This is a genomic window from Vibrio japonicus (genome assembly GCF_024582835.1).
GTDB classification, from domain to species: Bacteria; Pseudomonadota; Gammaproteobacteria; order Enterobacterales; family Vibrionaceae; genus Vibrio; species Vibrio japonicus.
Genome location: NZ_CP102096.1, coordinates 352,775 through 378,628, shown reverse-complemented (window position 1 = coordinate 378,628; position 25,854 = coordinate 352,775). Strand labels below are relative to the sequence as shown.

General features: G+C 45.2%; 22 protein-coding genes. 6 read left to right on the top strand and 16 right to left on the bottom strand.

Annotated features, from left to right (window positions below; translation table 11 throughout):
• The first annotated feature begins 331 nt into the window (after nucleotides 1-331).
• The 5 genes from argR to NP165_RS01850 all read left to right on the top strand — a co-directional run bounded on the left by argR (nucleotide 332) and on the right by NP165_RS01850 (nucleotide 5,973).
• Entirely contained in the window at nucleotides 332-802 is a 471-nt protein-coding gene (argR, locus tag NP165_RS01870) for a transcriptional regulator ArgR (protein WP_257084660.1), read from the top strand.
• Between the two features lie 331 nt (nucleotides 803-1,133).
• A complete protein-coding gene (locus NP165_RS01865) occupies nucleotides 1,134-2,102 on the top strand; it encodes a TAXI family TRAP transporter solute-binding subunit (RefSeq protein WP_257084659.1) in 969 nt (322 codons plus the stop codon).
• Nucleotides 2,103-2,327: 225 nt separating this feature from the next.
• Entirely contained in the window at nucleotides 2,328-4,907 is a 2,580-nt protein-coding gene (locus NP165_RS01860; protein ID WP_257084658.1) for a TRAP transporter permease, read from the top strand.
• A 93-nt stretch (nucleotides 4,908-5,000) separates the two neighbouring features.
• Nucleotides 5,001-5,441: a universal stress protein gene (locus tag NP165_RS01855; RefSeq protein ID WP_257084657.1), complete on the top strand. Its 441-nt coding sequence runs from the start codon at nucleotides 5,001-5,003 to the stop codon at nucleotides 5,439-5,441.
• Nucleotides 5,442-5,577: 136 nt separating this feature from the next.
• A complete protein-coding gene (locus NP165_RS01850) occupies nucleotides 5,578-5,973 on the top strand; it encodes a DUF2061 domain-containing protein (RefSeq protein ID WP_257084656.1) in 396 nt (131 codons plus the stop codon).
• Nucleotides 5,974-5,982: 9 nt separating this feature from the next.
• Here the strand turns inward: NP165_RS01850 and NP165_RS01845 are convergent, their stop codons facing one another.
• A complete protein-coding gene (locus tag NP165_RS01845; protein WP_257084655.1) occupies nucleotides 5,983-6,783 on the bottom strand; it encodes a glycosyl hydrolase 2 galactose-binding domain-containing protein in 801 nt (266 codons plus the stop codon).
• A 100-nt stretch (nucleotides 6,784-6,883) separates the two neighbouring features.
• Nucleotides 6,884-7,297 (bottom strand): ribonuclease E inhibitor RraB, encoded by a 414-nt coding sequence (rraB, locus tag NP165_RS01840; protein ID WP_257084654.1) that lies wholly within the window; start codon nucleotides 7,295-7,297, stop codon nucleotides 6,884-6,886.
• A gap of 566 nt (nucleotides 7,298-7,863) precedes the next feature.
• Here rraB and arcA point away from each other — a divergent pair.
• Nucleotides 7,864-9,084, top strand: a complete 1,221-nt coding sequence (arcA, locus tag NP165_RS01835; RefSeq protein ID WP_257084653.1) for an arginine deiminase — start codon at nucleotides 7,864-7,866, stop codon at nucleotides 9,082-9,084.
• Nucleotides 9,085-9,182: 98 nt separating this feature from the next.
• Here the strand turns inward: arcA and tldD are convergent, their stop codons facing one another.
• The 14 genes from tldD to NP165_RS01765 form a co-directional block, all read right to left on the bottom strand.
• Nucleotides 9,183-10,628 (bottom strand): metalloprotease TldD, encoded by a 1,446-nt coding sequence (tldD, locus tag NP165_RS01830; RefSeq protein WP_257084652.1) that lies wholly within the window; start codon nucleotides 10,626-10,628, stop codon nucleotides 9,183-9,185.
• Between the two features lie 9 nt (nucleotides 10,629-10,637).
• Nucleotides 10,638-11,456: a carbon-nitrogen hydrolase family protein gene (locus tag NP165_RS01825; protein ID WP_257084651.1), complete on the bottom strand. Its 819-nt coding sequence runs from the start codon at nucleotides 11,454-11,456 to the stop codon at nucleotides 10,638-10,640.
• 12 nt (nucleotides 11,457-11,468) lie between these two features.
• On the bottom strand, nucleotides 11,469-15,338 hold the full coding sequence (locus tag NP165_RS01820) for a YhdP family protein (protein ID WP_257084650.1): 3,870 nt from the start codon (nucleotides 15,336-15,338) through the stop codon (nucleotides 11,469-11,471).
• A 9-nt stretch (nucleotides 15,339-15,347) separates the two neighbouring features.
• On the bottom strand, nucleotides 15,348-16,817 hold the full coding sequence (rng, locus tag NP165_RS01815; protein WP_257084649.1) for a ribonuclease G: 1,470 nt from the start codon (nucleotides 16,815-16,817) through the stop codon (nucleotides 15,348-15,350).
• 19 nt (nucleotides 16,818-16,836) lie between these two features.
• Nucleotides 16,837-17,397 (bottom strand): Maf family protein, encoded by a 561-nt coding sequence (locus tag NP165_RS01810; RefSeq protein ID WP_257084648.1) that lies wholly within the window; start codon nucleotides 17,395-17,397, stop codon nucleotides 16,837-16,839.
• 2 nt (nucleotides 17,398-17,399) lie between these two features.
• Nucleotides 17,400-17,888 carry a rod shape-determining protein MreD gene (mreD, locus tag NP165_RS01805; RefSeq protein ID WP_257084647.1) on the bottom strand — a complete coding sequence of 163 codons (489 nt, stop codon included), beginning with the start codon at nucleotides 17,886-17,888 and terminating at the stop codon, nucleotides 17,400-17,402.
• A complete protein-coding gene (gene mreC / locus NP165_RS01800; RefSeq protein WP_257084646.1) occupies nucleotides 17,878-18,765 on the bottom strand; it encodes a rod shape-determining protein MreC in 888 nt (295 codons plus the stop codon). Before mreC ends, mreD begins: the two co-directional genes overlap by 11 nt.
• A gap of 51 nt (nucleotides 18,766-18,816) precedes the next feature.
• Nucleotides 18,817-19,860 carry a rod shape-determining protein gene (locus tag NP165_RS01795; RefSeq protein WP_257084645.1) on the bottom strand — a complete coding sequence of 348 codons (1,044 nt, stop codon included), beginning with the start codon at nucleotides 19,858-19,860 and terminating at the stop codon, nucleotides 18,817-18,819.
• Nucleotides 19,861-20,012: 152 nt separating this feature from the next.
• Nucleotides 20,013-23,000 (bottom strand): DUF6701 domain-containing protein, encoded by a 2,988-nt coding sequence (locus NP165_RS01790; RefSeq protein ID WP_257084644.1) that lies wholly within the window; start codon nucleotides 22,998-23,000, stop codon nucleotides 20,013-20,015.
• Complete coding sequence (locus NP165_RS01785; protein WP_257084643.1) at nucleotides 22,997-23,428, bottom strand: MSHA biogenesis protein MshP; 432 nt, start codon at nucleotides 23,426-23,428, stop codon at nucleotides 22,997-22,999. The genes NP165_RS01790 and NP165_RS01785 overlap by 4 nt, the downstream gene beginning before the upstream one ends.
• Nucleotides 23,418-24,140, bottom strand: a complete 723-nt coding sequence (locus NP165_RS01780) for a PilW family protein (RefSeq protein WP_257084642.1) — start codon at nucleotides 24,138-24,140, stop codon at nucleotides 23,418-23,420. The genes NP165_RS01785 and NP165_RS01780 overlap by 11 nt, the downstream gene beginning before the upstream one ends.
• Nucleotides 24,140-24,658, bottom strand: a complete 519-nt coding sequence (locus tag NP165_RS01775; RefSeq protein ID WP_257084641.1) for a type IV pilus modification PilV family protein — start codon at nucleotides 24,656-24,658, stop codon at nucleotides 24,140-24,142. The genes NP165_RS01780 and NP165_RS01775 overlap by 1 nt, the downstream gene beginning before the upstream one ends.
• A complete protein-coding gene (locus NP165_RS01770) occupies nucleotides 24,655-25,137 on the bottom strand; it encodes a type II secretion system protein (protein ID WP_257084640.1) in 483 nt (160 codons plus the stop codon). Before NP165_RS01770 ends, NP165_RS01775 begins: the two co-directional genes overlap by 4 nt.
• Before the next feature lie 166 nt (nucleotides 25,138-25,303).
• Nucleotides 25,304-25,822, bottom strand: a complete 519-nt coding sequence (locus tag NP165_RS01765) for a prepilin-type N-terminal cleavage/methylation domain-containing protein (RefSeq protein WP_257084639.1) — start codon at nucleotides 25,820-25,822, stop codon at nucleotides 25,304-25,306.
• Between the last annotated feature and the right edge of the window lie 32 nt (nucleotides 25,823-25,854).

Sequence of the window (25,854 nt, the reverse complement as noted above, 5' to 3'; positions counted from 1 at the left end):
CTACTTCTGCTGAGCGCACTCACCAAATTGGTGGGGTCACTTAGGTATAGAAATTTTGAGCACAACTAAGCTATATGAATCACAAGGTGATTACAATCAATTAACGTCAGCTTTGCGACCTTGCGCAGTTTGCTCAAAATAAGCGCTACCCCTTGTCACTCTTATTGTTTCACGCCTTCCAGGAACTCATCACAAATGAGATTCAGATCACTAATTACTGCCCATTTTCAGTGATACGTTAGACAGATTTGCCCCTAATTCATGGTAACAACTGCATAGCTATGCGAGAATATTCACTTGCTTTTTACATAACTATTGGTGAAAGAAAATCATGCGCCATTCAGAAAAACAAGACAACCTCGTTCGTGCCTTTAAAGCTCTATTGAAAGAAGAACGATTCGGTTCTCAGGGTGATATCGTTGACGCACTGAAAAATGAAGGCTTTGAAAATATCAACCAGTCTAAAGTTTCACGCATGTTGACGAAGTTTGGGGCTGTTCGTACCCGAAATGCGAAGATGGAAATGGTTTACTGTTTACCTGCAGAATTAGGTGTCCCAACAGTATCAAGCTCACTACGCGAACTGGTTTTAGATATCGATCGCAACAAAGCACTTGTTGTTATCCATACTGGTCCGGGTGCGGCTCAACTGATCGCTCGCCTGCTAGACTCTCTGGGTAAATCAGAAGGCATCTTAGGTGTCGTTGCTGGTGACGATACGATATTCATTACACCAACCCTATCTGTAACTACAGAGCAATTATTTAACTCTGTGTGCGAACTCTTTGAATATACTGGATAGTTTCAATTCCAACATTCAATAAATGAATCACGCTGCATAAAATTTGGCGTGATTCAGTTCACATCTTAAACAAGTCACCAACAACAAGCCCGTCACTATAAACATCTGATTTAAAAGAACTTACAAGCATATCCCTCTTATTTCCTTTTAACCAAACTTCTGATTTTCAACTATATTGTTTAACAGTCGTATAATTTAAAAACAATTTTTTGCTATTATTCAGACACTTTTTCAACATATGGATTGAGAAAGGTGCCGTTTCCAATACTAGGAAACTCCCACTGCAATGACATTTTCAGTGGGGACAATAATGAAAAAGGAAGGGAAATTCATGGCATTTAACAAACTTATCAAAGTTGGCGCTATTGCAGCTGCAGTTATGGGTGCTGGCGCGGTTAGCGCTCAGGAATTCATCACTATTGGTACTGGTTCAGTAACAGGTGTTTATTACCCAACTGGTGGTGCAATCTGTAAACTGGTTAACAAAGGCCGTAAAGACCACAACATCCGCTGTTCAGTGGAGTCAACGGGCGGTTCAATCTACAACGTCAACACGATTCGTGCTGGCGAGCTAGATTTCGGTATTGTGCAGTCTGATTGGCAATACCACGGTTACAACGGCACAAGTAAGTTTGCTGAGCAAGGCCCGTACAAAGATTTACGCGCTGTGTTCTCTCTACACACAGAACCTTTCAACATCATTGCTCGCACGGACTCTGGTATCGAAAATGTTTCAGATCTAGAAGGTAAACGTGTCAACATCGGTAACCCTGGTTCTGGTGACCGTGCGACAATGGGTGTCGTAATGGAAGCAATGGGCTGGACAAACGACAGCTTCAAACTTGCATCTGAGCTTAAAGGCTCTGAGCGTTCCCAAGCACTTTGTGATAATAAAATTGACGCATTTGTATACGTGGTTGGTCATCCAAACGGATCAATCAAAGAAGCAACAACATCATGTGATGCGAAGCTAATTTCAGCTTCTGGTGCAAAAATTGATGAAATTGTCGCGAAAAACCCTTACTACGCATACAGCACGGTACCTGCCGGCATGTACCGTGGTACAGACAAAGACGTTAATAGCTTTGGTGTAGCAGCAACTATGGTAACCACGACCAATGTTTCTGACGACGTTGCGTACAATGTTGCTAAAGCCGTATTCGAAGACTTCGATACATTCAAACGCCTTCACCCTGCATTTGCTAACTTGAAGAAAGAAGACATGGTTAAAGCAGGTCTTTCTATTCCTCTACACCCAGGTGCCGTGAAGTACTACAAAGAAGTCGGTCTACTTAAATAAGTAAACACATATATTTCAGGGAGGTATCGCCTCCCTGAAAATTTTCGTGGCCGCTTTCTACAGTCACACACTTTTAGAGTTTCACACTTTCGAAACTCTTCTTCATTTTATACCTAAGAAAACCAAACTACAGTTCATTCGTTTATCTTTATCACTACACTTAATACGTGATGATAGTTCGTAAGCAGAACGATACTTGGACCATATATAACAAGGATAAAGTACATGTCGCAGACAAACTCTTCGTCTCAAGATGTGCAAGATATGGTAGCTCAAGCCGATACTGGTGCTCGTAATCCTAAAGGGATTCCAGGTCGCATCTTATGGTTTGTGCCGCTGTGCTGGTCACTCTTCCAACTTTGGTACGCCTCTCCTTTACCATTTATTTTTAATTTTGGCGTTCTTAACGATACCGAAGCGCGTTCCATCCATTTAATGTTTGCCGTGTTTCTAGCATTTACCGCCTACCCTGCTCTCAAACACTCACCACGGGATCATATACCTCTCGTTGACTGGATACTTGCGTTATTAGGTAGCTTTTCTGCCGCCTATATTTTCCTGTTCTACACCGAATTGGCGGAACGTTCAGGTGCGCCAACGACTCTTGATATTGTTGTTGCCGTAACGGGTATGGTGTTACTTCTAGAGGCAACTCGACGGGCGTTGGGTCCACCGCTAATGGTTGTTGCTGCGGTCTTCCTGCTTTATACATTTGGTGGTCCTCATATGCCGGATGTCATCGCGCATAAAGGTGCCAGCCTAAATAAAGCAATGTCGCATTTGTGGTTAACCACCGAAGGTGTATTCGGTGTCGCACTTGGTGTTTCTACCTCTTTCGTTTTCCTATTTGTTTTGTTTGGTGCAATGCTGGAAAGAGCTGGTGCTGGCGCTTACTTCATTAAGGTCGCTTTCTCGTTGCTCGGGCATATGCGCGGCGGTCCAGCGAAAGCGGCTGTGGTTGCATCCGGTTTATCTGGATTGGTCTCTGGCTCTTCGATTGCAAACGTGGTCACCACAGGTACGTTCACCATTCCATTGATGAAGCGCGTTGGTTTCCCCGGTACAAAAGCTGGCGCGGTTGAGGTTGCAGCTTCAACAAACGGTCAGTTAACGCCACCTATCATGGGGGCGGCGGCATTTTTAATGGTGGAGTACGTGGGTATCTCTTACGTAGAAGTCATCAAGGCCGCACTGTTACCTGCATTAATTTCTTACATCGCGCTTATCTACATTGTTCACCTTGAAGCGTGCAAGGCAGGGATGACTGGTCTACCTCGTCGCCATAACCCTACCTTGATTCAAGGCTTGCTTTCCTTTACAGGTACCATTTTGGGGCTGTGTATTATTAGTGCACTGGTTTACTACGGAATTGGCTGGACCAAAGATGTATTTGGTGAGGCTGCCACACCAATCGTGACCGTGGCCTTACTGATAGCCTACGTTGCATTGGTAAAAGTGTCGGCCAGTTACTCCAAAGAAGGCGCGATTGAAATCGATGCTGAACTGACAGAAGTTCCTGATCCGGGTCCAACGATCAAATCAGGCTTACATTACCTTCTTCCTATCGTGGTGCTGGTTTGGTGTTTGACTGTTGAACGATTCTCTCCGGGATTGTCTGCCTTTTGGGCAACGGTATTCATGATCTTTATCCTGATCACCCAACGCCCGTTGTTAGCCCTGATGTCAAAACAGGGTTCACTTGCAGAGCAGACCAAAGAAGGATTCATTGATCTACTCGAAAGTCTGGTGTCTGGTGCTCGAAACATGATTGGTATCGGTGTCGCTACCGCAGCAGCGGGTACTGTCGTGGGCGTCGTGACATTAACAGGCATTGGCCTAGTCATGACCGATTTCGTCGAGTTTATTTCGGGCGGGAACATCTTCCTGATGCTTCTGTTTACTGCAGTAATCAGTTTGATACTGGGAATGGGCCTACCAACAACGGCGAACTACATTGTTGTCTCTACGCTGATGGCACCGGTTATTGTCACGTTAGGGGCTCAAAGTGGATTGATCATTCCACTGATCGCGGTTCACCTATTTGTGTTCTACTTCGGTATTCTGGCTGACGACACGCCACCCGTTGGTTTGGCAGCGTTTGCAGCCGCAGCTATCGCTAAGTCTGACCCAATTCGAACCGGTATTCAGGGCTTTACTTACGATATTCGTACCGCCATTTTGCCGTTTATGTTTATCTTTAACACGCAACTGCTGTTGATGGGCATAGATTCTTGGTGGCATCTCGCGCTAACCATTATGTCATCGGTCATCGCGATGTTGATATTCTCAGCCGCGACTCAAGGATGGTGGTTTACTAAGAACAAGTGGTGGGAAACCATTCTCCTACTAGTTCTCACCTTTACTTTCTTCCGTCCAGGGTTCTGGTGGGATGAGATTTACCCTGCGAAGATTTTGCATCCAGGTACCAATGTTGCTCAAATCGCTGAAGGGTTAAAGGTTGGTGAAGAGATTGAGTTGCTTGTCGCAGGTGAAAACCTTGAAGGGGACTACACTTCTAAAACGGTTCGTCTACCGTTCGATGATGGCGCGGTATCAGGAGAAGAACGTATTTCTTCTATGGGGTTAATGCTCAACCTTGATAGTGGTCGTATGCTGGTTGATATGGTCGAGTTTGGTAGCCCTGCTGAATCTGCGGGCATCGACTTTGATTGGGAAATCCGAACAGTCATCGTCGACTCCGATAGACCAATGAAAGAGTGGGTGTTTGTGCCTGCATTAATCATCTTATTGATTATGGCGATGAACCAAAGAAAACGCGCTCGCAAAGAGCAGTTGAGCGTATAACTTAGCAAGCTCCATCTATTGATGGAGCTAAACTTAAGCTAGTACGCAATTTTTATTTTCGATAGCTCGAATGACTCATAAAGAGAAATAACAATGTATAAGCAAATCCTTGTCCCCGTAGACCTGAACGACCAAGGTTTTTCAGACAAAGCCGTAGAAGCAGCAGTCTGGTATGCAACACATTCCAATGCTCAACTGCACCTTCTGAACGTTTTACCCGGCATGCATATGTCGATGGTCGCCAGCTACTTCCCAAAAGATGCCGCGATTAAAATGAAACAAGACGTTGAGGAGCAACTCAAAAAATTTGCTCTCGACAATATTCCAGACAACGTGCTTTATAGTGTCAATGTCTCTGAGGGTCAGCCCGCTTCAACCATACTGGAATACGCAGATAAGGTTGGCGCTGATCTGATTGTGATGCCGAGCCACAAGCGCTCTAGGTTAGATAAAGCGTTACTCGGCTCTGTCACCAATAAAGTCGTTCAAAAGTCGCACATCAATGTATTGGTCATCAAGCCTCATGGCGCTTAGTTTAAATTAACAAAAGCGCTCACTGAGCGCTTTTTAATAGACCAAAACTATCAAACTAATCACTAATATCCATTTTCATAAATGGAAATAATTCTCAATAATAGTCTTATCGAAATCACAACGGTTGGACTATCCCATGAAAAAAACCATCACTTTTGCAGCATTGCACTTCACCATTGCATTCAGTGTGGCATACCTTCTGACTGGCGATATCCTCATCGGGAGTTTAATCGCCATGATTGAACCTATGGTCAACACCGTGGCGTTTTACTTCCACGAACGTATTTGGCAAAGCCACCACCGTTTAAAAACGATGACACGATCGACAGGTATTAAAACAACCAGTTTTGCCGTTGTGCATTTTAGCGTTGCCTTTACAGTAGCGTATCTATTGACAGGAAGTTGGGTTGTAGGTGGGATTTTGGCAGCGATTGAACCAAGTATTAATACCATGGCTTACTACTTTCACGAGAAAGTTTGGCAACGAAAGCAGCTTGAGCACAGCATGCTAATTGGCTGTGCTCATGGATAGATAAAACGGTTAAATAGGAAAATGTATCACGCAGCTGTCTTTGCTGAGCCCGACATTAAAACGTTGAGTCTGACCATCTAAATTCACTTCCAGCGGATATAAGTCTGCTGGATTTGGCTTGTTTGTATCAATATAAATCGGCGCTTCGACTTGAAACAATGCACTCACATGATCATTTCGCACGTCGATAGGAAAGTGGTAAGTCATACCATTAAACTTAACAGCAGCGGATACCAATCCCGGTGCAAAGGTTTTGTAGTACAAATCAACGAGGAATTCACACCCGCCCCCGTGATGCCAAATCTGTTCGGTTGCCACATGCTCTAATCGCATATGGCGAATAAACTGGAGGTAAGGCACTTTCCAGATCCCTACCCTTTTATCAAATGGCTGATAAGATTGATCGCCAAGTTGGCAGACATCAAGAAGGTCATCCTCAAAGATTAGCGACTCTTCTTCTTCGAGGAAAAGTATTTCAAACCGATTTCTTCCCAACTGCATGTAGGGACGAATGTCTTTCTTGTACTCTGCTTGAGTCCCATCACAGTCAAACACCGCGACACCATTCAGGCGCACTTCTGCGTGATAATCCACGCCACCTAATATCAAATCCACAGCTGGGTAAGCCAACATGGCTTCATCCACTTCTATATCATGCATTAAGTGCCACTCTTGCTGAGCAATCATTTCTTCCGTGAGGTACGAGGGCAGTTTGTCACTTAAAGGCGCAGGGAACATCAAGTCGCTTTGTGGGACTGAAAGATCGGTTAGAGGGGAGATTTGCCAAAGACCGGCGAGGGAAAGCTGCATGAGAGTTCCATTTTTGAATTTACGTGGATATTACCAATCTAGTAATACAACAATGCCAGTCATAGTGACTGGCATTATTTTGAGAATCTAGGTAATTTGTTTACTCTTCGTCTTCATCTTCTTCAGGATAAAGCGCGTCTTCACCTTCGTAGTAAGTACCCCAACCATCGTAAATGATGTCGTATTTCTCAGCGAGGTGAACCAGTTTTTCCACTTGAGCATCAATTGCTTCTGCATCCAGAGCTGACTCCATTGTCGCATCACAGCAAAGCAGTTTGTTGCCATCTTCATCTTCTGTTTCTTCAGCTTCTAGAACTTCAAAGCCCATCTTAAACGCTTCAACCACCGCTTTCTCTAACGTTGCAAAATCTTCTGCAAATAGATGGTGTTCGATGTCGTAAAGAGCATCTGGATCACTGCCGTCCTCCAGTAGAGCTTGGATGATGTCGCGAGTCTCTTCCTTTTGAATCTCAAGTAATTGTTCGACTGATAGATATTCATCTTCATGAGACATAAGTAGTGCTCCAGATAGTGACAAAATTGATCATAATTTAACGCAACGGACTATCGCATGGATCCAGTAAAAATACCACCCAGAATCAGCGAAGATCCCCATCTTTATTGAGCGATCCGAGCCTAAGTAAAGTCGATCCTGCTCACAGGATGAAAAAGTTAACATTTTATTATCAACCTAGGCATTCAGAATTATCTATCGCTGTTATTTCCAGTTCCTAGCAGGACATCGTGCGTTTTTATTTTTTGACTATGCATATATCCCTTTCACGCCTAAATGAATAAAAAGGTATCTTTACCTCTTATTCGTCAATATCCATGAATAGCTATGCTTTCATACATGGATGAATCCTCACACAACCACACTTAAAAATCCGAATATAGACGCACTAATTTGCTTACGATCATTAAAGATGAAAATATCAAAAAAATCATAATCAACAAAAAATATCAGAATTAATCACCTAAAAATAAAAAACAACAAGCATTAACAGCCAAACAACAAACTTGCATCCTGATAACATTCTTGTCATAAATACGCTCAGGAATTAATTGTAAGGATACAAAATGAGTAAGCTGTATGTAGGCTCTGAAGTTGGTCAGTTACGACGCGTATTATTAAACCGTCCTGAGCGTGCCCTAACCCACCTAACCCCTTCAAACTGTCACGAGCTATTATTTGATGACGTATTAGCTGTTGAAGCTGCGGGTGAGGAGCATGATAAATTTGCTCAAACGCTAACCAACCAAGGCGTAGAAGTTCTTCTACTGCATGATCTTCTGGTGGAAACGCTTGCTGTATCTGATGCAAAAGAGTGGCTTCTTAACACTCAAATTTCTGATTTCCGATACGGGCCTGTGTTTGCGCGTGACCTGCGCCATTATCTGTCTGATATGGATAACGAGCATTTAGCGACTATCCTACTTGGCGGTTTAGCGTATTCAGAGCTACCAATTCAATCAGCGTCGATGTTGCCTAAAATGCACCGTCCACTTGATTTTGTCATTGAACCTCTGCCAAACCACTTATTTACCCGTGATACTTCTTGTTGGGTATATGGCGGCGTATCGCTTAACCCAATGATGATGCCTGCTCGTCAGCGCGAGACTAACCACCTAAAAGCTATTTATCGCTGGCACCCTGTTTTTGCTGGGCAAGACTTTATCAAGTACTTCGGTGATGAAGACCTACACTACGATAATGCCAATATCGAAGGCGGTGATGTGTTGGTTATCGGTAAAGAAGCGGTACTTATTGGTATGTCTGAGCGTACGACTGCGCAAGGTGTCGAGAATCTAGCGGCAAGCTTGTTTAAACACGGTCAAGCAAAAGAAGTGATCGCGATTGATCTGCCTAAGCACCGTTCATGCATGCACCTAGATACGGTTATGACGCATATGGATATTGATACTTTCTCAGTGTATCCAGAGATCATGCGTAAAGATCTAGACACATGGCGTTTAAGCGCGAAAAATGATGGTGAAATCAAAGTCGAGCAAGTACCAAGCTACATTCATGCGATTGAGCAAGCACTGGACGTTGATTACCTCAAGATCATTACGACAGGTGGTGATAGCTACGAAGCTGAGCGTGAGCAGTGGAACGATGCGAACAACGTTCTAACAGTGAAGCCAGGTGTGGTTATCGGTTACGAGCGCAACGTATACACCAATGAGAAATACGACAAAGCAGGCATCGAAGTACTGACGATTCCGGGCAATGAACTTGGCCGAGGTCGTGGTGGTGCACGCTGTATGAGCTGTCCTATTGAGCGTGATGGTATTTAATACCTACATCACCAAATGACAACGAAAACAAAAAAGCTGCGAATCTCGCAGCTTTTTTATTAGGTTTCTTTTATTACGCTTCTCGCGAATAACAAAAACTATTCTGTTCCGCCGACGGTTAAAGAATCCAGTTTCAACGTTGGCTGTCCGACACCAACAGGAACGCTTTGACCCGCTTTACCACAAACACCGACGCCGCGGTCAAGGCTAAGATCGTTACCGACCATCGAAACTTGCTGCATTGCCTCGATACCAGAACCAATCAGAGTAGCCCCTTTCACTGGGCGCGTGATCTTACCGTCTTCAATCAAATAGGCTTCTGATGCAGAAAACACAAATTTACCAGAAGTAATGTCCACCTGACCGCCACCAAAGTTTGGTGCATACAGGCCTTTTTTAACCGTAGAGATGATCTCTTCAGGAGTATGCTGACCCGGTAGCATGTAAGTGTTCGTCATACGAGGCATAGGCAAATGAGCGTAAGACTCACGACGGCCGTTACCCGTTGGCTTAACGCCCATCAAACGCGCGTTAAGCTTATCTTGCATGTAGCCTTTAAGCACACCATTTTCTATCAAGGTATTGTGCTGGCTTTCTACCCCTTCATCATCCACATTCAGTGAACCACGTAGGTCTTTAAGTGTTCCGTCATCGACAATCGTACAGAGATCAGACGTCACTTTTTGGCCCAGTTTGCCACTAAAGACCGATGATTCTTTGCGGTTAAAGTCCCCTTCAAGACCATGACCGACCGCTTCATGAAGTAGAACGCCAGGCCAACCAGAGCCTAATACCACTGGCATTGAGCCCGCTGGTGCTGCCTCTGCTTCCAGGTTGACCATCGCCATTCGGATAGCTTCGTCTGCAAACTGATACGCGACTTTAATTCCGTCATTTTCCGTTAGGAAGAAATCGTAACCAAAGCGGCCACCGCCACCGGAACTGCCTCGTTCACGGCGTTCGCCTCGTTGTGCCAACACACTAATGGACAAGCGAACCAATGGACGAATATCACCTGCGTAAGTGCCATCCGTCGCGGCCACTAACATCTGTTCGTGCACACCACTTAAGCTAATAGACACTTCTTTGATAAGTGGCTCTTTTGTTCTGATGTAAGCATCAAGTTCTTTCAATAGCTGAGTTTTTTGTTCTTTTTCCCAGCTTTCAAGAGGGTTCACCGCGCCATAAATATTCTGATTATCAGAACGCTTGAACGCTTGAACCGTTCCGTTTTGACCTTGCTTGGCAATACCGCGCGCGGCAATCGCACTTTGCTTTAATCCATCGCGTTGAATTTGGTCTGAGTAAGCAAAACCTGTTTTTTCTCCAGTGACCGCACGCACTCCGACGCCACAATCAATATTGAAAGAGCCATCTTTGATAATGCTGTCTTCAAGTACCAGAGATTCATGCCAACTTGATTGAAAATAGATATCCGCATAATCAATCTCGCGTGTGGCGATACTCGCTAAGGTATCTGCCACATCTTGCTGTGTCAGCCCTGCTGATGTTAGCAACGCATCTTCTACATGGTTTATCGTCATACTTCGCTCTTAAACTTTTAATTGATTGTTGAATCGGGTGTGAGATAACACGGGCATTGCTGCTCTTACCTCATCCACTTGATTGAGGTTGATATCTACGACCAAATTCTGAGGTTCACCATCCAAACTCGCCACCACCTCACCCCAAGGTGAAACGACCATTGAATGTCCCCACGTTTCTCGCCCACCAGGATGAACGCCACATTGATTGACAGCCAAAATCCAACTTTGACTTTCAATCGCTCTCGCTCTCAATAAGGTTTCCCAGTGCGCTTTTCCTGTCACTGCTGTAAACGCCGCAGGTACCAAAATAACATTCGCGCCACGCTTAGCCAACTCACTGTAGAGCGAAGGGAAACGAACATCATAGCAGATTGTTAAACCCAAGTGCGCCATTGGCGTCTCAACCGAGATGATTTTATCACCTGGAGTAAACGTTTCTGACTCTCGGTAGCGTTTGTGACCATCACCAACATCGACATCAAACATGTGCAATTTATCGTAGTGAGCGATTCGCCGACCTTGCGGATCAAACACCAGTGAGGTCGTCGTTACCCCTTTCGTGGTCAGTATCGGCATACTCCCAATAACCAACCAAATTTTGTACATTGCAGCAAGGCCAGCCAGTTGGGATTGAATTTCGCCATCACCAAGTGGCTCAGCGCATCGGTGATAATCCGCTTTGCTACCAAATACGATACCGTTTTCTGGTGTAACAATAAGCCTCGCACCAGCCTCGGCCAATGATTTGACTTGCTGCTGGATATAAGTCAGGTTTGCATTTACTTCAGGACCTGACGTCATTTGTATTAGCCCAACTCTTTCCATGAGTTCCTTTTCCTACTGTTTCTTGTCTTGTAAACGTCTCGGTAACGTAAATTCGCCTTTTCTACGCGACAGTTCTTTCACCTCAGGTGAATCGAGAGGCCCCTTAACTTCATAATTCACTTGCGTAAACACTTCGACAACCGGAGAGATCACTGTGGTGATCGCCAACACATACAGTGCGGTTTGAGGTGTTACCGCAAACGCCGTAAAAACAGGAATACCTGACGTAATATCAGGCACAAAGTTAACTTCCGCATCAACCGTCTTACGATCTAAATTCGCCAAGCCGCGAATCGTCATTTTACCTGCGACCGCATCCATAAAGATGTCATTCGTTACAAATACGCCATGGTTAATCTCGCCGCTCCCGGTGATGGTGTTGAATGCCATGCCATCATCAAACACACCTGTAAAATCGAGCTGCATTTTTCTAATAATGGAATCTAGGCTAAACAAACCAAGCAAACGCGCCGCACCACTGACATCAGAGATCACCCCTTTGCCAAGTTTGGTTTTCACATTCCCTTGCAGTGAACTCACATCCATCGACCAAGGAGCCCCCTGCCAATTTAAGTCTGCACTGAGATCGAACGGCGCTTGCTGAATGCCTGATGAGATACCAAAACGTTCCATAACGTCACTGTTGTTCTCTCCAGACATTTTGACCGTTAATGAAGTTTGGCTTTCCGTTCCTGACAGCCGCCAAGATCCACTCATATCAACCTGATTTGAGCCACTGCTAAAGGACAACTTTTTCCATTCAATTTTGTCGCCTTGGCGCTGCAGGTCCAAATTCACTTTGCCGACCTTGTAGCCCTGGAGCCAGAAATCACCAATCTCTAACTTCGTATTAGGCACTTGCTTTTGGAACGTACGGTCAAACTCGCTAATCAATACGTTGTCTTTTGAGTCTAGCTCAAAGAGGGTTTTATCCTTATATTCCTCATCCAACTCAGGAATGTAGACATGAAGGCGTTGTAAATCGGCGGAAAGCTTATCTGGTGCTGTATACGTCGCTTTTCCTTCCACTTCTTGGCTCGCGACATTCATATCCCAAGTCGCGCCATTTTTCCTCGCTGAAAAGTCCACATCGTTCCATTCAATGCCGGCTAACGTCAGCACTTTTGTTTCTAACGCTATTCTTTGTGGTAACGGAATGTCTGGGAATGAGGACTTCTCGCCCGATGACTTTTTAACGGTCGTGTCTGAAAACTGTTCAAACCAATCATCTAGGTTAAACTTATCTGTCCTTACCTGAGATCGATGACCAACCACAGGGCTTGCCTTAAAGCTGCCGTTACCCAACACCAAGTTTGTTGCTTTCAGTACGGGTACGTCTGGGCGAATATCAATTTCAGTCTGATACTTTAAGTTTGGCAGTTGCAAACGCGCCGACACGGATTCTTGATTACCCGATGCTTGTAGCCTCGCTCGCCCGGACTGATTGCGTGCTTTATTCAATGGGTAAGGGTATCGACTTTGGATACCTTTAAGATCCGCTATGGTATCTATTTGGTAAGTAAAGCCAACGTCATTGAGGTCGATATCGACATCCATCTTCCATGGTGCGCGACCTTGCAACGGTTCAATCCAGCGTTCACCGAGATAACGCGCAATAGGTTTGATGTTCCAATTTCCCTCGATATCAATGCCTACTCCGTAGCCTTTACCTGCATTTGCTCCCAAGAAGCCTAATTTGACTGGCTGTTCTAACAACTGGGCTTTCAATTTAGAAGCCTTAACAACATCATTATCAAACTCAATCCGCCCTTTAACAGACTCTAGAGTTATCTCCGGCGTTTTGACATTGACGCGATTGTTATTGAGATCGGCGTAGCCCCAAGCACGAGCTTCACTCTGTGAACTAAACGGGATACGAAGTTGGAATTCTGACGCGACTTCACCTTCGACCTGAATCGCGGTGAGAGCAGCACCCACTGAATCAACCAGAGGTGTCGCTGTCATGTAATCACGGACGGCATTACCTTGTGCGCTCGCAGTGGCTTCAATTTCGATATGCCCATCACTTGCCAAAGAAGGAATACGACCTGTAATACGGGTGGCCTTTACCGCTTGCAACGTCGCGCTGTGAGAGTCTAGATACATGGCGTCGTTTTGGAAAAGCAGATCCAGCTGAAGATCGGTAATCGTTGGCCAAGCTATATCAAAACTGAATTTTGCCTCTTCCAATCCTACAGAAGCCTGAAAGATGCCATCGTTGTTTTTGTATGGGAAAGAGCCTAATTCGCCGAACCAGACTAATTTCGCCGTCTCGACGTGGCCGTCTTGAATCGCAGATGAAAGGTAATCCGTTAAACTTTGGCCTAAAGCGCGTGTCGGTAGATAGCGCCATGTCTCTCCAGCATTAAAGAGATCCGCTTCCGCATAAAAAGATAAAAATGGGCTTTGCTCTTTCGGGAAATCTAACCGGAACGCACCCAAGACCTGAAGATCGGGTGTGGCCGCCGTGACTTTGTCGGCCCATAAACGCCAGCCAGAATCATCTTGTTGCCAAACAATATCCACCTGACCTTGTTTAATCACCAATGGTGCCTGAAAAACATCACCGTATGGCAACGTGTCATCAATCAAAGAGACTTTAGCGACCGCCTGATCCAAGCGACCTGAGATTTCCGCAGACAAATGATGTAACTCGGGCAATAGCTCCCACTGCGCCATTTGACCGTTGGTCAGTTCGGCTGAATAACGCAAACTTTGTAGGTCTTGACCCATCGAGACTCTGAGATCTTCAATCAGACCACCTACCGCAAGTTTTTCAAGCAGTTCCGTTGTCGCTTTTGATTTAGGTGCAAGTTTGAACAGTGGACTAATCGCTTCAATGTCTAACTCGGAAACATTTAAACGCCAGTGTTCCGGTTGCCAATCGAACGCCATATCCAAACTTGGCCACGGAGTATCATCGGTTCTCAATTTAAGTGAGTGGGCATTCACTTGCAAACCTTGTTGCTTTGGTATCAGCTCAAAAATGCCAGCCTCAATGAATAGTTCATGACGTTGACCTTCCTGCCAGATGATTTCTGAAGGTTGTAGCTCTAAGTAAGCACTAACTGGCTTCGAGCGATTGAGAGTGAACCAACTGTTAAAGCTCGCTTGCCCTTTTTCTATACCCGTTTCTGTTTTGAGGTATTTCGTCAGCCATGGAGTAATACGTACATTCTGCACGGAAATGTAAAACTCGCCCGTGACGTCTTTCAGTGAACCAAAGTCGACAAATTCAGCTTGTACCTGAGCAGAGTTGACACCACTATCCGCAAAGCTAACTTCACCCTCTGCGATATGGTGATTGCCATCATTTTTCCAACGAAGTTTAGCAATATCAAGCTGTCTAGCGTTACCATCCAAGCCTTGAAAGTGAATGGTCGAATCAATAAGAGAGAAATCATCCAGCTGCCTGAGAAGCAGGTTATCCAGTCTGTTGAGCCCACTTTTCTGTTCCCCTTCAGGTTCAAGTACGGGCTGAGCATCTTCATTTTGCGCGAGCTTAACTGAGGTGATGTCGAGTTCTAGCTGGTGGATACTCAAATCAGCAACGACTGGCTGAAGCTGTACAAGAGATTGGAGAATATCCAGCTCTAACTCAATCTTATCGGCATTGAAGGATATGTCGCTGCCCTTGGGCATATGGACTTCGACATCTTGTAATAAAATTGAGGGGTGGTTGTTTTGCCAAGAACCACGGAAGTCACCAATTTCCAACTCCAAACCAGAGCTTGTGGTTACCCAGCTTTTAATGTCATCTTGAAAATGGTTGAGTTGAGGCAAAGTAATACGTAGGGCTGTTACAACGGTGGCGACAAACACCAAAATTGTAACAACCAGCCATAAAAGACACCTTGCTATACGCGTTGTGGTCGAGCTCACATACACCCTTTACATCATAACGACATCAAACTGCTCTTGGATATAGAGCGGTTCTGCCTGTATCTTCACTTCTTTGCCGATAAACACTTCTAACTCAGCGAGGGCGTGTGACTCCTCTCCTTGTAGTGTTTCAGCAACCGCTGGGGACGCATACACCACGAATTTATCCGCATCATACGCACGGTTCACGCGTGTAATCTCACGCAAAATCTCGTAACAGACACTTTCGACAGTCTTAACTGTTCCGCGCCCCTCACAAGTTGGACACGTAGAGCATAGGATATGTTCAATACTTTCTCTTGTGCGTTTGCGCGTCATCTCGACTAGCCCCAGTTGGGTAAAGCCGTTGATGTTTGTTTTCACGCGGTCTTTGTCTAACGCAGCTTCTAATAAAGTAAGTACACGCTTACGATGTTCATCAGAAATCATATCGATGAAATCAATAATGATGATGCCACCTAAGTTACGTAGGCGAAGTTGGCGTGCGATCGCTTGAGTTGCTTCGATATTGGTGTTGAAGATGGTTTCTTCTAAATTACGACGCCCCACAAAGGCACCCGTATTGATATCTACGGTTGTCATCGCCTCAGTTTGGTCAATGATGAGGTAGCCACCGGACTTGAGCTCAACTTTACGCTCTAGAGAGCGTTGAATCTCATTTTCAGTGTCATACATATCAAAGATAGGTTTGTCACCTTCATGAAGTTCGAGTTTATCCGTCAGTTCCGGAACATACTCAGAGGTAAACTCTTTCAGGTTTTCAAATTCCTGCCTTGAGTCGACCAAGATTTTGGTCAAATCAGTGCCAACGAAATCTCTTAGTATGCGCTGTGAAAGGCCGAGCTCCCCATAGAGTGTCGAACGGGTTTTATATTTACTGCGACGCTCCATCACTTTCGACCATAGGCGCTTTAGAAACGCGGCGTCTTGTGACAGCTCTTTATCTAGTGCCCCCTCAGCGGCGGTACGAATAATAAAACCGCCATTTTCATCGCAATATTCGCCTACAACTTTTTTCAGTCGATTCCGCTCTTCTTCGCTTTCAATACGCTGGGATACACCAACATGGCTCGCACCTGGCATAAACACTAAGTAACGAGATGGGAGGGTAATATCCGTTGTTAAACGCGCACCTTTTGTACCTAGCGGGTCTTTCACCACTTGAACAACAATATCTTGTCCTTGGCGAACCAACTCCGATATATCTCGCACCTGAAACTGCTGCTTTTCATTCTCAGAAACGCATTCTGTGTGAGGAACAATGTCGGATGCATGTAAGAATGCGGCTTTTTCTAGGCCGATATCCACAAACGCCGCTTGCATACCTGGCAATACACGACTGACTTTGCCTTTGTAAATGTTTCCTACAATGCCACGTTTTGCTTCACGTTCTACATGGATTTCTTGTAGGGTCCCCCCTTCAATCATAGCTACCCGTGTTTCACTCGGGGTCACGTTGATCAGCAACTCTGCACTCATGAGCGCACCTCAATGTAAATTATAAGAATTTTTGCAGAAGCTGGTCAGTTTCAAATAATGGAAGCCCTACCACCGCGTGGTAGCTGCCTTCAATCCGCGTAACAAAACGGCCACCGATTCCTTGAATACCATAACTGCCAGCTTTATCGCATGGTTCACCTGTTTGCCAATATTGTTCGATTTCTTTCTCTGACAAGGTTTTAAACCATACGCTGGTCGAGACTACGACCGTTTCATGTTTCTCTTGGCTGATGACTGTCACCGCTGTCATCACTTGATGCTCTCTACCTGAAAGCATCCGTAACATCTGCTTAGCATGTTCTAGATCCCGTGGTTTTTCCAGGACTTGCTGCTTGCAAACCACAACGGTATCAGAGCCCACAACCACCGCGTCGGGATGTAATACCAAAGCCGCTTGCGCTTTATCTTTGGATAAACGAGCGACGTACTCTTGCGCTGTTTCGTGTGGTTCACGGCACTCCTCAACATTTGTCGCGAGTACCGTAAAACTGTAACCTAGCTGTGAAAGTAACTCTTTCCGCCGAGGTGATGCCGAAGCAAGAATTAGAGGTTGAGTCATCACTATCTCACATGCCAATGGCGTCTTACACGACGCATAAGTAGGAACATCCAAGGCCATAAAATACAGTTAACTAAGCCACTCCATAGTGTGACCGTGTTAAAGGTAATATCCTGTATTAAGTATTCACCACAGAAAATCAGCACGTCTAACAATATAGACATTAAACCAATCAGAATCGCTTGTTGCCACAACGCCATGTTACGAATGACTAAAAAGTTAAGCGCAATCAAATAAATGACGATAGATAGCATCATACCTCGAATTCCTAATGTGGAACCGAGCAGCAAATCCCAAAGCAAACCAAGAATTAACGCCGTGCCTACATTCACTCGGTTAGGAAGCGCTAACACCCAGTAGCATGTCACCAGCAGTAACCAAGACGGACGTATCAAATCTAACATGCCCGGCCATGGGATGGTCTGCAAGGTTAAAGCCAACAGAAATGAGCACAGCATTATTATGCGACCTTTAAAAGTGCTATTCCTCATTGATGACTTCCTCTTGCATATTCTCTGGTGATGCTTGCTGAATTTTCTCTTGTCTTATATCACTTGGCCAAATGAGCAATAAGTAACGCAGCCTTGAAAAATCAACGACCGGATCCGCTTCAATTTGCGCAAACTCCCGTGTCGTGTCTCTTGTTACTTTAGAAACATGAGCCACCGGATAACCTTCAGGATAAAGCCCACCTAAACCAGATGTGACCAGCAAATCACCCTCCTGAACATCAAGACTGATCTGGATATGATCAAGGTTAATGTGGTCCATATCTCCGCTACCCGACGCGATAACACGAATGTCATTGCGCACGATCTGAACAGGTATCGCGCTTAAGCTATCGGTGAGCAGTAGCACGCGGCTATTGTGCGCAGAAACAAACGTAACCTGCCCTACAATGCCTTTTTCATTCGCCACAGGCTGACCAACGTAGACACCATCAATATGCCCTTTGTCGATCACAACTTGATGACGATATGGAGATGTATCAACCGCCATCACTTCCGTGACGACTTTGCGTTCGTCGCGAACAAAATCAGAACCAAGCAATTTACGTAGTCGTTGGTTTTCTTCGCGGTATTGATCCAGCAACAGCAGATCATTTTTGAGGCGTAGGATCTCTCGTTTTAGCGTGTAGTTCTCTTCCATGAAGCTTTGACGCACGTTAAAGCGCTCATAAACTCCATCAAACATTTCACGAGGTACATCAGCTAAATACTGAATTGGAGCTACCATACTGTTAAGTAGATAGCGAACTTGTGCAAATGTGCCTAAACGACTATCAGCCAGCATGAGGCTGGCTGATAGAATAACGGCAAAAAACAGACGTAATTGAAGTGAAGGTCCTCGGCCAAAAATCGGATTCATTGAGTATGAGTTCCTTATCTTGACACCCTAGCTTTCGCTAAGGCCATACGATTATTCTTCGCTAAATAGATCGCCACCATGCATGTCGATCATTTCTAAGGCTTTACCACCACCACGAGCAACACAAGTGAGTGGATCTTCAGCAATAACAACTGGGATACCTGTTTCTTCCATTAGCAGACGGTCGAGATCTTTAAGTAGCGCGCCGCCACCCGTTAGAACCATACCGTTTTCTGAGATGTCAGAAGCCAGCTCAGGTGGACACTGTTCAAGTGCAACCATGACCGCCGAAACGATACCCGTTAGCGGCTCTTGCAGTGCTTCTAGGATTTCATTTGAGTTCAGGCTAAAGCTACGTGGCACACCTTCCGCAAGGTTACGGCCGCGAACTTCGATCTCTTCCACTTCGTCACCAGGGTAAGCAGAACCAATTTCGTGTTTGATCTTTTCTGCGGTTGCTTCACCAATCAAGCTGCCGTAGTTACGACGAACGTAATTAATGATCGCTTCATCAAAGCGGTCACCACCGATACGTACAGACGATGAGTACACAACACCGTTCAACGAGATAACAGCGACTTCTGTCGTACCACCACCGATATCGACCACCATAGAACCTGTTGGCTCAGAAACGCGTAGACCTGCACCAATTGCAGCCGCCATTGGCTCGTCAATTAGGTACACTTCACGTGCGCCTGCGCCCAATGCCGATTCACGGATAGCGCGGCGTTCAACTTGAGTTGAACCACATGGCACACATACTAATACACGTGGGCTTGGTTTTAGTACGCTGTTGTCGTGCACTTGTTTGATGAAGTGCTGTAGCATTTTTTCTGTGACGTAGAAGTCCGCAATAACACCATCTTTCATCGGACGGATTGCAGAAATATTGCCCGGTGTACGACCTAGCATCTGTTTTGCTGCATGACCTACAGCAGCAACGCTTTTACCTGCACGGTTGCGGTCTTGGCGGATAGCGACTACTGAAGGCTCGTCTAGGACAATGCCCTGTCCTTTTACGTAGATAAGAGTGTTGGCAGTACCTAAATCGATTGATAGGTCATTTGAAAATATGCCACGAAGTTTTTTGAACATATTCTTCGCTCGTCCTGAAAGAATTATAAGATAGAAAATTGCACTAAATGTACCAATGCCGTGCCGCTACAGCAAGGCATTGGTACCTAAACATGGACTGAAATCCGCAATTTCTAACACATTCCTTACTTAACGTAGATAATTACTAAAATTTAATGTGCAAACAGTCTCGGTTCGCCACGGAAAATGATCCGATCGTTGCCTCGGTAAATACCGAAAGTGATGATGGTCGATGGATCTTCTTCGCCATTCACTTCCGGGCGATAATCATCATCCCAACGATATCGCAACCATGGTGCAGCCCTCACTCCACTGTCTAGTTCTAGCCATACTTGTGTTTGCTGCCTTACCGATGCATTTTGCGATGCCGTAATCCTGTTTGATTCCCCATTTTCAACGACACCGCCGTTTTCCAAATTCACATCCGCGGCAGTTTTTCCACTTTCAACCCAAATCGATTTATTGGAGGAAACGACGTTGATGCCAGCAATATATGTCGTACTGTCATCACCATTCGTCACAAAATGTGTTCCATTCCAAAACTCCAGTCGAAGAGGAATAGTCTGTCCGTTGTCGACTTTCCCCCCCACACTGTCAATGACTGCGCGACCAAAACGGATGTCTGGTTGAGAGGATAACAGCTGCGGATCATTTCCCCCTGTTGATGGTGGGTACATCACTGGATCTGTGTTGGATAAGCCTTCTTGAGTAATGGATATTCTCGATGCCTCTCCTCCTGATGTGTTGAATGGACCATCTTCATAGCCTTCGGAAGTTTCCGCTTTCTTCCAACACAGTTCAGACTCGCAGTCTGCTGAAAGAGTCTCTTTATTAAGGTTAAAGGTGCCAATGCTTCTCCCGCCATTTAAAGCCCATGACTTCGACGGTGTCGGCGCATTAAATCGGTCACTAAAATCCGGTTCAAACAACGCAAAACTCGCCGTCAATGACTCGTCAAAATACGCATAATTCGAGACAGGCTCTTCTTTGGCGTTGAGCGCTTCGACATCAAATGTCACACCATTAAATGGTTGATTCATGTACGCAAATGTCTGCCCATTTGGGTAATTCCATACAGGCGTGTTTACTGTCTTAAAGTATTTGGGATAAAAGCGGCCAACTTGGGCAGAAACGCCTGGAATATTAAAGCCAGCTAGTCCCATATAATTGGCTTGCGACGCGGACAAAGCAACAGTCCCCACTTCATCCCAATTTAATAACCGTGATTTGTTTCTGTCTGAAGAGTTAATTTCAACGCTTGTGTTGGGCAACAACGTACCGTCTAGGGTTAAATTTCCTCGGGAGCCTGAAGGAGGATAAATCAATTCGGGCTGACTGAATGAGGCTATCGCAGGGAAGCCATTGTGAGTGTAATAACTTGGCGTTTCAGCTTCCCGACAAAGACCTGTCGCTGTCACATTATTGTCCGGGATACCATTGTTGTTACTATCTAGCGTATTAACCCAGCCAAACGCTTTTAGGTAGCTAGTGGCATCACTGCCTGATGCGGTAAAACCACCATTAGACTCGTCAGTAGAATGAGGCAGTGCACCGTTACTATCACATAAAGCCAAGGCAAAAGGTCTAAAATGAATACGCTTCGTTGCTTCAATATATTTGCCGAAACTGAACGCTGTAGCTTTCAGATCCACCAGTCCTGCATCGTCCAGTTTGAACAAAATGCTTCCATCTGCCGCGTTGACATCGCCGCCCGCCACACCATCTTTAAACGTTAATGAAAATGTCGTGTTAGCACTCTGCCAGGTTCTCCCAGAGTCGATAGATACCTGCAAGTTGTGTGGGCTGTCCGTTGGCAATTGCGCATTTTCCAACTGAATTTCCTTCAAACTATCATAGTCAACCACATTACAATTGAGTTGATTGCCATTGCCCGTGGAGCCGGAAAGTTTAAATCGAGCTGCAAATGGGCGATGAGCAACCTGCCGATCCTCACCGCCATCTATCCCTTCGGGTAAAAACAGCAAGGATGATGGAGAAAAACGATATGGGCCTGAACTGGCCTCTAAATCTTCACTCGCAACCATAGCTCTAACATTGTAGTCATTAAGAAACTTACTGTGAATGTACCAAGTGATACTGGCTGCTTGGCCACGAGCAAACGTCGCAATAAAACCATGGTCCGAATTAGGCGTACACTGATTAGTTGTTATCGATCCATTTTCACTCCAACAAGCCGTGTTGGAGCCAGAGTGTGGCGCACTGGTTACAGCCAAGATTTGCCCACTCCCGATAACCACTTGATCGGTGTCACTGTTTACGAGCGAGAAGGTTACAGGGATCCCATCACAAGCAGTACCGCTATCTGTAGTAGGAGAGATGCGTAGCTCCAGCTTAGGTTTCTCACTAAAACAATCCCCTTTCGCGATGACATGTGCGCCACCAGACAAGGTAATGTTTTTCGCCGTAACAGAGCCTAGAATTTCAATTTTGCCATTAGCAACAAATGAACCCTCACTAATGATCAACGCACTAAAACTCCCTGCTCCACTCATGGCTATCTGCGCGGGAGCACCAAGAGCGGAGTTGTACGCCTTGATGATTAAGTTGTCAGGTTTACCTTGATGATTAAATGAAGAGCCCCCTGACTGTGACAAGCGTTCTACGTTAATCACTGTCTTCTCATTGTCTGAAAAAACCAACTCTTCAAATCCTGACAACTCAAAATTAGAAATCCAGTATTCACCAGGAGTAACCGTGATTTTCGAGCCCCAACCAGCCGTAATTTTTATTGACTCATAGTTCCCTGGGCTTAATACATCATCTCTAACAATAGAGCCATCAACACCAGTAAACGCTGAGTTGGAGAAATCAGGCTTTTCTACTATCAGAGATTCATTCCCTATACACTCTGTTGCTTCAGTATCACTAATTCTGCACGCCGCGTCGTGGTTCCCTTCTATCTGAATCCCCTTAAAGCCGACTTGATCGGAGCCATTAGGGTTTTTTACATAGCTGGAAACGTTAGTGTCAGGGTTAGTGTTAATATTCAGCGTAGCCTCACTACTATCCCAAGTTTGAACTGCGGATTTAAAGTACACACACTCATCCACTATCGCCATGGCCGGATAACTAATGATGTAAAGAACCAAAACGCTGACAGCGCGCTTTAAGATATTCATTCCCTCACCCACACTTCTTGACTGCGCTGCATCGTATTAATGCCTGTACCGCATATTGCTTCAGAACGTATCACATACAACCGCTTACCATCTGCCAGTTCTCCACCACGTGGCTCACAAGAGATTTGCACACCTTGGCAATCGACGGCTGACGGGATCGTTTTGACTGCGCCACTTAGAGCACTGCAAGCGCCTGAAACATCAAAAGCAGCGGATGGAGAGGAGCGAAATGGATACAACTCGATGAGTGCTAACTCATTTGCAGAGTGGGCTAACAACGCAGCCTGTAGGCCAATAATGTCTTTGGTGTGTGCATCATTATTGGACCATTCAATACGACTTAAGCTCATCGCCAGAAACCCCATGACGACCAGAACAAAAATCACAACAATATATAAGCTGCCAGTTTGTTTACGTTTAAGGGACATTTAACACCTGAATTTTTTGTTGGAAGCTTGTCGACTCATCGTCCTTTTCGTTGGTAAACGTCAGTGAAATACTGACAACACCATTGTGCTGCACTGTCGCCGCGTCATAACTAAGCTGACCTAACACACCTGAGTCAGAAATTGGCGTCACATCCAGTCCATTTTCCAGCCTCTGTACGCGTTGATTAATAATGCAGTAACTCACCTTTCCTTGTGCATCAAAGATGTAATGCCGATTGGAAACCGAATTTCCTTTCACCTCGTCAGCCATACCTGCGAGATAAAACGTTTCCCTATCACTTGTTACACTGGTAAGTGGAAAAATGTTGCTTTGTGACGCGGCAGAAACGGTCGGATTAATCACAAGGGACAAATCCTTGATTGTGTCTACAGAAGCACTTTTGCTCCCCACCACAAACTGTAAATCTGCTCCTGATACGGCATAGAAGCCAGACGTGATAATAGGGTAAAACGAGAGACAGTTTGCGCCTGAGATAAGTTCATCCGACAACATGTTGGGCACAGCGTGACGCACTTCTCGGCTGATTTTTTCCAATACAAACTTAGCTTGAGTCTGAAGTCTCTGACGTTCAATAGTATCGCTGTACCCCCTCGCACCCAACTCGACAAAACCCGCAATACCAAACACAAGGATACTCCCCACAATCAGGGTGATGACCATTTCGATAAGGGTAAATCCTTTACGATTCATCAGTAGTTTCCCTTATACGCATGCAGTTTAACTGTCGTTTGGTTTGAGGCTGATATAGTCAGAGCAATATGCTTAACCTTTTGAGCCTCCTGATACGTGATGTCGACATCCAAGCGGAAGTTTTTATAGGTCGTCACACTGTCGCCAAGGAGCTTATTCAGATCCTTACAACCATTTCTTCCCTCGGGTTCCCAGCAACCTTTGTAGTCATCAACATCGTTGTATGAAATTATCTCTGTCTCTTCATTTTTCAATTCGGAAGAGCAAGCAGCGCCGCTTAGTGCCGTTTCACCACATCGAATATCCCCACCATTAAAATCACTATTTTCATCAAATCCTCGGGCTAAAATAATCGACATCACACTCTGCCCTAAAGCAGCAGCGCGCACTTGATAATGTGGATTGGCTGACCGAGCAATTTGCGGCACCAAGAAATTAGAAATGGTGATCATGGCAAAAGCCAGAATCACCATCACAATAATGCTTTCAATAAGAGTGAAGCCACGCCCTTTCCTCATGAGCAGTCTCCGGAAAAGACATAACCTTGAGCGTTGATCTTTACTTCACATTTATCCTGTGACGAAGAAATGGTGATCACTGCACCCGAGGCAGAGCTGTCGAGCGGATTTCCTAATAGATCAAAGTTGATGATTGGGCTGGTATTGACAGAAAAAAACACGCCGTTTCCATCGCTATCTACCCAGTCGCTTCGAGTATCAGCTTTAAGAGCGCAGGCTTGCTGGGAGCCAATACAGTCTGAGTTTACCGCTAAGACAAAACTGCTATCGCCAGTGACGTTACTGAGGTCTACGTTGGACTGCATTCGATTCACCTGAACTTGGCGAATAACCGATATAACCTGCTGTCGAACCACCATCGCTGCCACACTGTCGCGACCGAACATACGACTAGCAGCGTACACGGAGACAATAGCAAGCAATAAAATAACCACGATAAGTTCAACCAAGGTAAAGCCCCGGGCAGGTTTAATGTCCATAAATGACCTAAGCTGCGAAATCTACTGGCCTGATTATAAATGAGATTAGTGACTTAATGGGTGCCGAATACAACGTTTAAGAAGGATTTATAGATGAAGTGGGAAGATCTGCAGGTTGAGATGCTAAAAAGGCCAGCAAAGCTGGCCTAGAAACACTAATGTTTACTTACGGAGCAGTGAGGCCACACTTACCTGCCTCCCCTTCAATAAGCTCAACCTTTGCAGGAGTCGTTGCATCTTTTGCTGCTATATAACGGACACACTTCTCTGTATAGCCTGTAAAGCCTATATCAATCCATTCATTGCTTTGATCGGTTGCATCATTGCTCTTATCAGATGCCAATACGGAAAAATCATCTGATAAATCGAGAGCTTGAAGTATCCCACCTAAATTAGCGGTCTTATCACTAACTGCTGTTGGGTAGCCATAGTGATGAACAATACCGCCAACAACTGTTTTCGTTTCGCCAGCTACATAAGCCGTTGCCTCAAGACCTTTAACCGCTGATCGGCCGTAGGAGATCCCCATTGCTCCTGCAATTGCACCACGTAGCCCTTCTAAAGAAGCTTCACGCGCATCGTCTTGCAAATTTAGAAATCTTGGAGCCGCTGTTACAGCCAAAATACCCAGAATAACAATGACCACCACTAGTTCGATTAGGGTGAAGCCGCCTTGTTTTTTCATCGTTTTTTTATCTCTCTATGTTTATTGTCGCC

Bases quoted from the DNA above. Each gene is read 5' to 3' on its own strand.
- NP165_RS01860 (WP_257084658.1), top strand. From the start codon at position 2,328: ATGTCGCAGACAAACTCTTCGTCTCAAGATGTGCAAGATATGGTAGCT.
- NP165_RS01790 (WP_257084644.1), bottom strand. From the start codon at position 23,000: ATGAATATCTTAAAGCGCGCTGTCAGCGTTTTGGTTCTTTACATCATT.
- NP165_RS01775 (WP_257084641.1), bottom strand. From the start codon at position 24,658: ATGAGGAAAGGGCGTGGCTTCACTCTTATTGAAAGCATTATTGTGATG.
- mreC (WP_257084646.1), bottom strand. From the start codon at position 18,765: ATGAATCCGATTTTTGGCCGAGGACCTTCACTTCAATTACGTCTGTTT.
- NP165_RS01810 (WP_257084648.1), bottom strand. From the start codon at position 17,397: ATGACTCAACCTCTAATTCTTGCTTCGGCATCACCTCGGCGGAAAGAG.
- NP165_RS01785 (WP_257084643.1), bottom strand. From the start codon at position 23,428: ATGTCCCTTAAACGTAAACAAACTGGCAGCTTATATATTGTTGTGATT.
- NP165_RS01850 (WP_257084656.1), top strand. From the start codon at position 5,578: ATGAAAAAAACCATCACTTTTGCAGCATTGCACTTCACCATTGCATTC.
- rng (WP_257084649.1), bottom strand. From the start codon at position 16,817: ATGAGTGCAGAGTTGCTGATCAACGTGACCCCGAGTGAAACACGGGTA.
- NP165_RS01765 (WP_257084639.1), bottom strand. From the start codon at position 25,822: ATGAAAAAACAAGGCGGCTTCACCCTAATCGAACTAGTGGTGGTCATT.
- NP165_RS01845 (WP_257084655.1), bottom strand. From the start codon at position 6,783: ATGCAGCTTTCCCTCGCCGGTCTTTGGCAAATCTCCCCTCTAACCGAT.
- NP165_RS01770 (WP_257084640.1), bottom strand. From the start codon at position 25,137: ATGGACATTAAACCTGCCCGGGGCTTTACCTTGGTTGAACTTATCGTG.
- rraB (WP_257084654.1), bottom strand. From the start codon at position 7,297: ATGTCTCATGAAGATGAATATCTATCAGTCGAACAATTACTTGAGATT.
- tldD (WP_257084652.1), bottom strand. From the start codon at position 10,628: ATGACGATAAACCATGTAGAAGATGCGTTGCTAACATCAGCAGGGCTG.
- NP165_RS01795 (WP_257084645.1), bottom strand. From the start codon at position 19,860: ATGTTCAAAAAACTTCGTGGCATATTTTCAAATGACCTATCAATCGAT.
- NP165_RS01865 (WP_257084659.1), top strand. From the start codon at position 1,134: ATGGCATTTAACAAACTTATCAAAGTTGGCGCTATTGCAGCTGCAGTT.
- mreD (WP_257084647.1), bottom strand. From the start codon at position 17,888: ATGAGGAATAGCACTTTTAAAGGTCGCATAATAATGCTGTGCTCATTT.
- NP165_RS01855 (WP_257084657.1), top strand. From the start codon at position 5,001: ATGTATAAGCAAATCCTTGTCCCCGTAGACCTGAACGACCAAGGTTTT.
- NP165_RS01825 (WP_257084651.1), bottom strand. From the start codon at position 11,456: ATGGAAAGAGTTGGGCTAATACAAATGACGTCAGGTCCTGAAGTAAAT.
- argR (WP_257084660.1), top strand. From the start codon at position 332: ATGCGCCATTCAGAAAAACAAGACAACCTCGTTCGTGCCTTTAAAGCT.
- arcA (WP_257084653.1), top strand. From the start codon at position 7,864: ATGAGTAAGCTGTATGTAGGCTCTGAAGTTGGTCAGTTACGACGCGTA.
- NP165_RS01780 (WP_257084642.1), bottom strand. From the start codon at position 24,140: ATGAATCGTAAAGGATTTACCCTTATCGAAATGGTCATCACCCTGATT.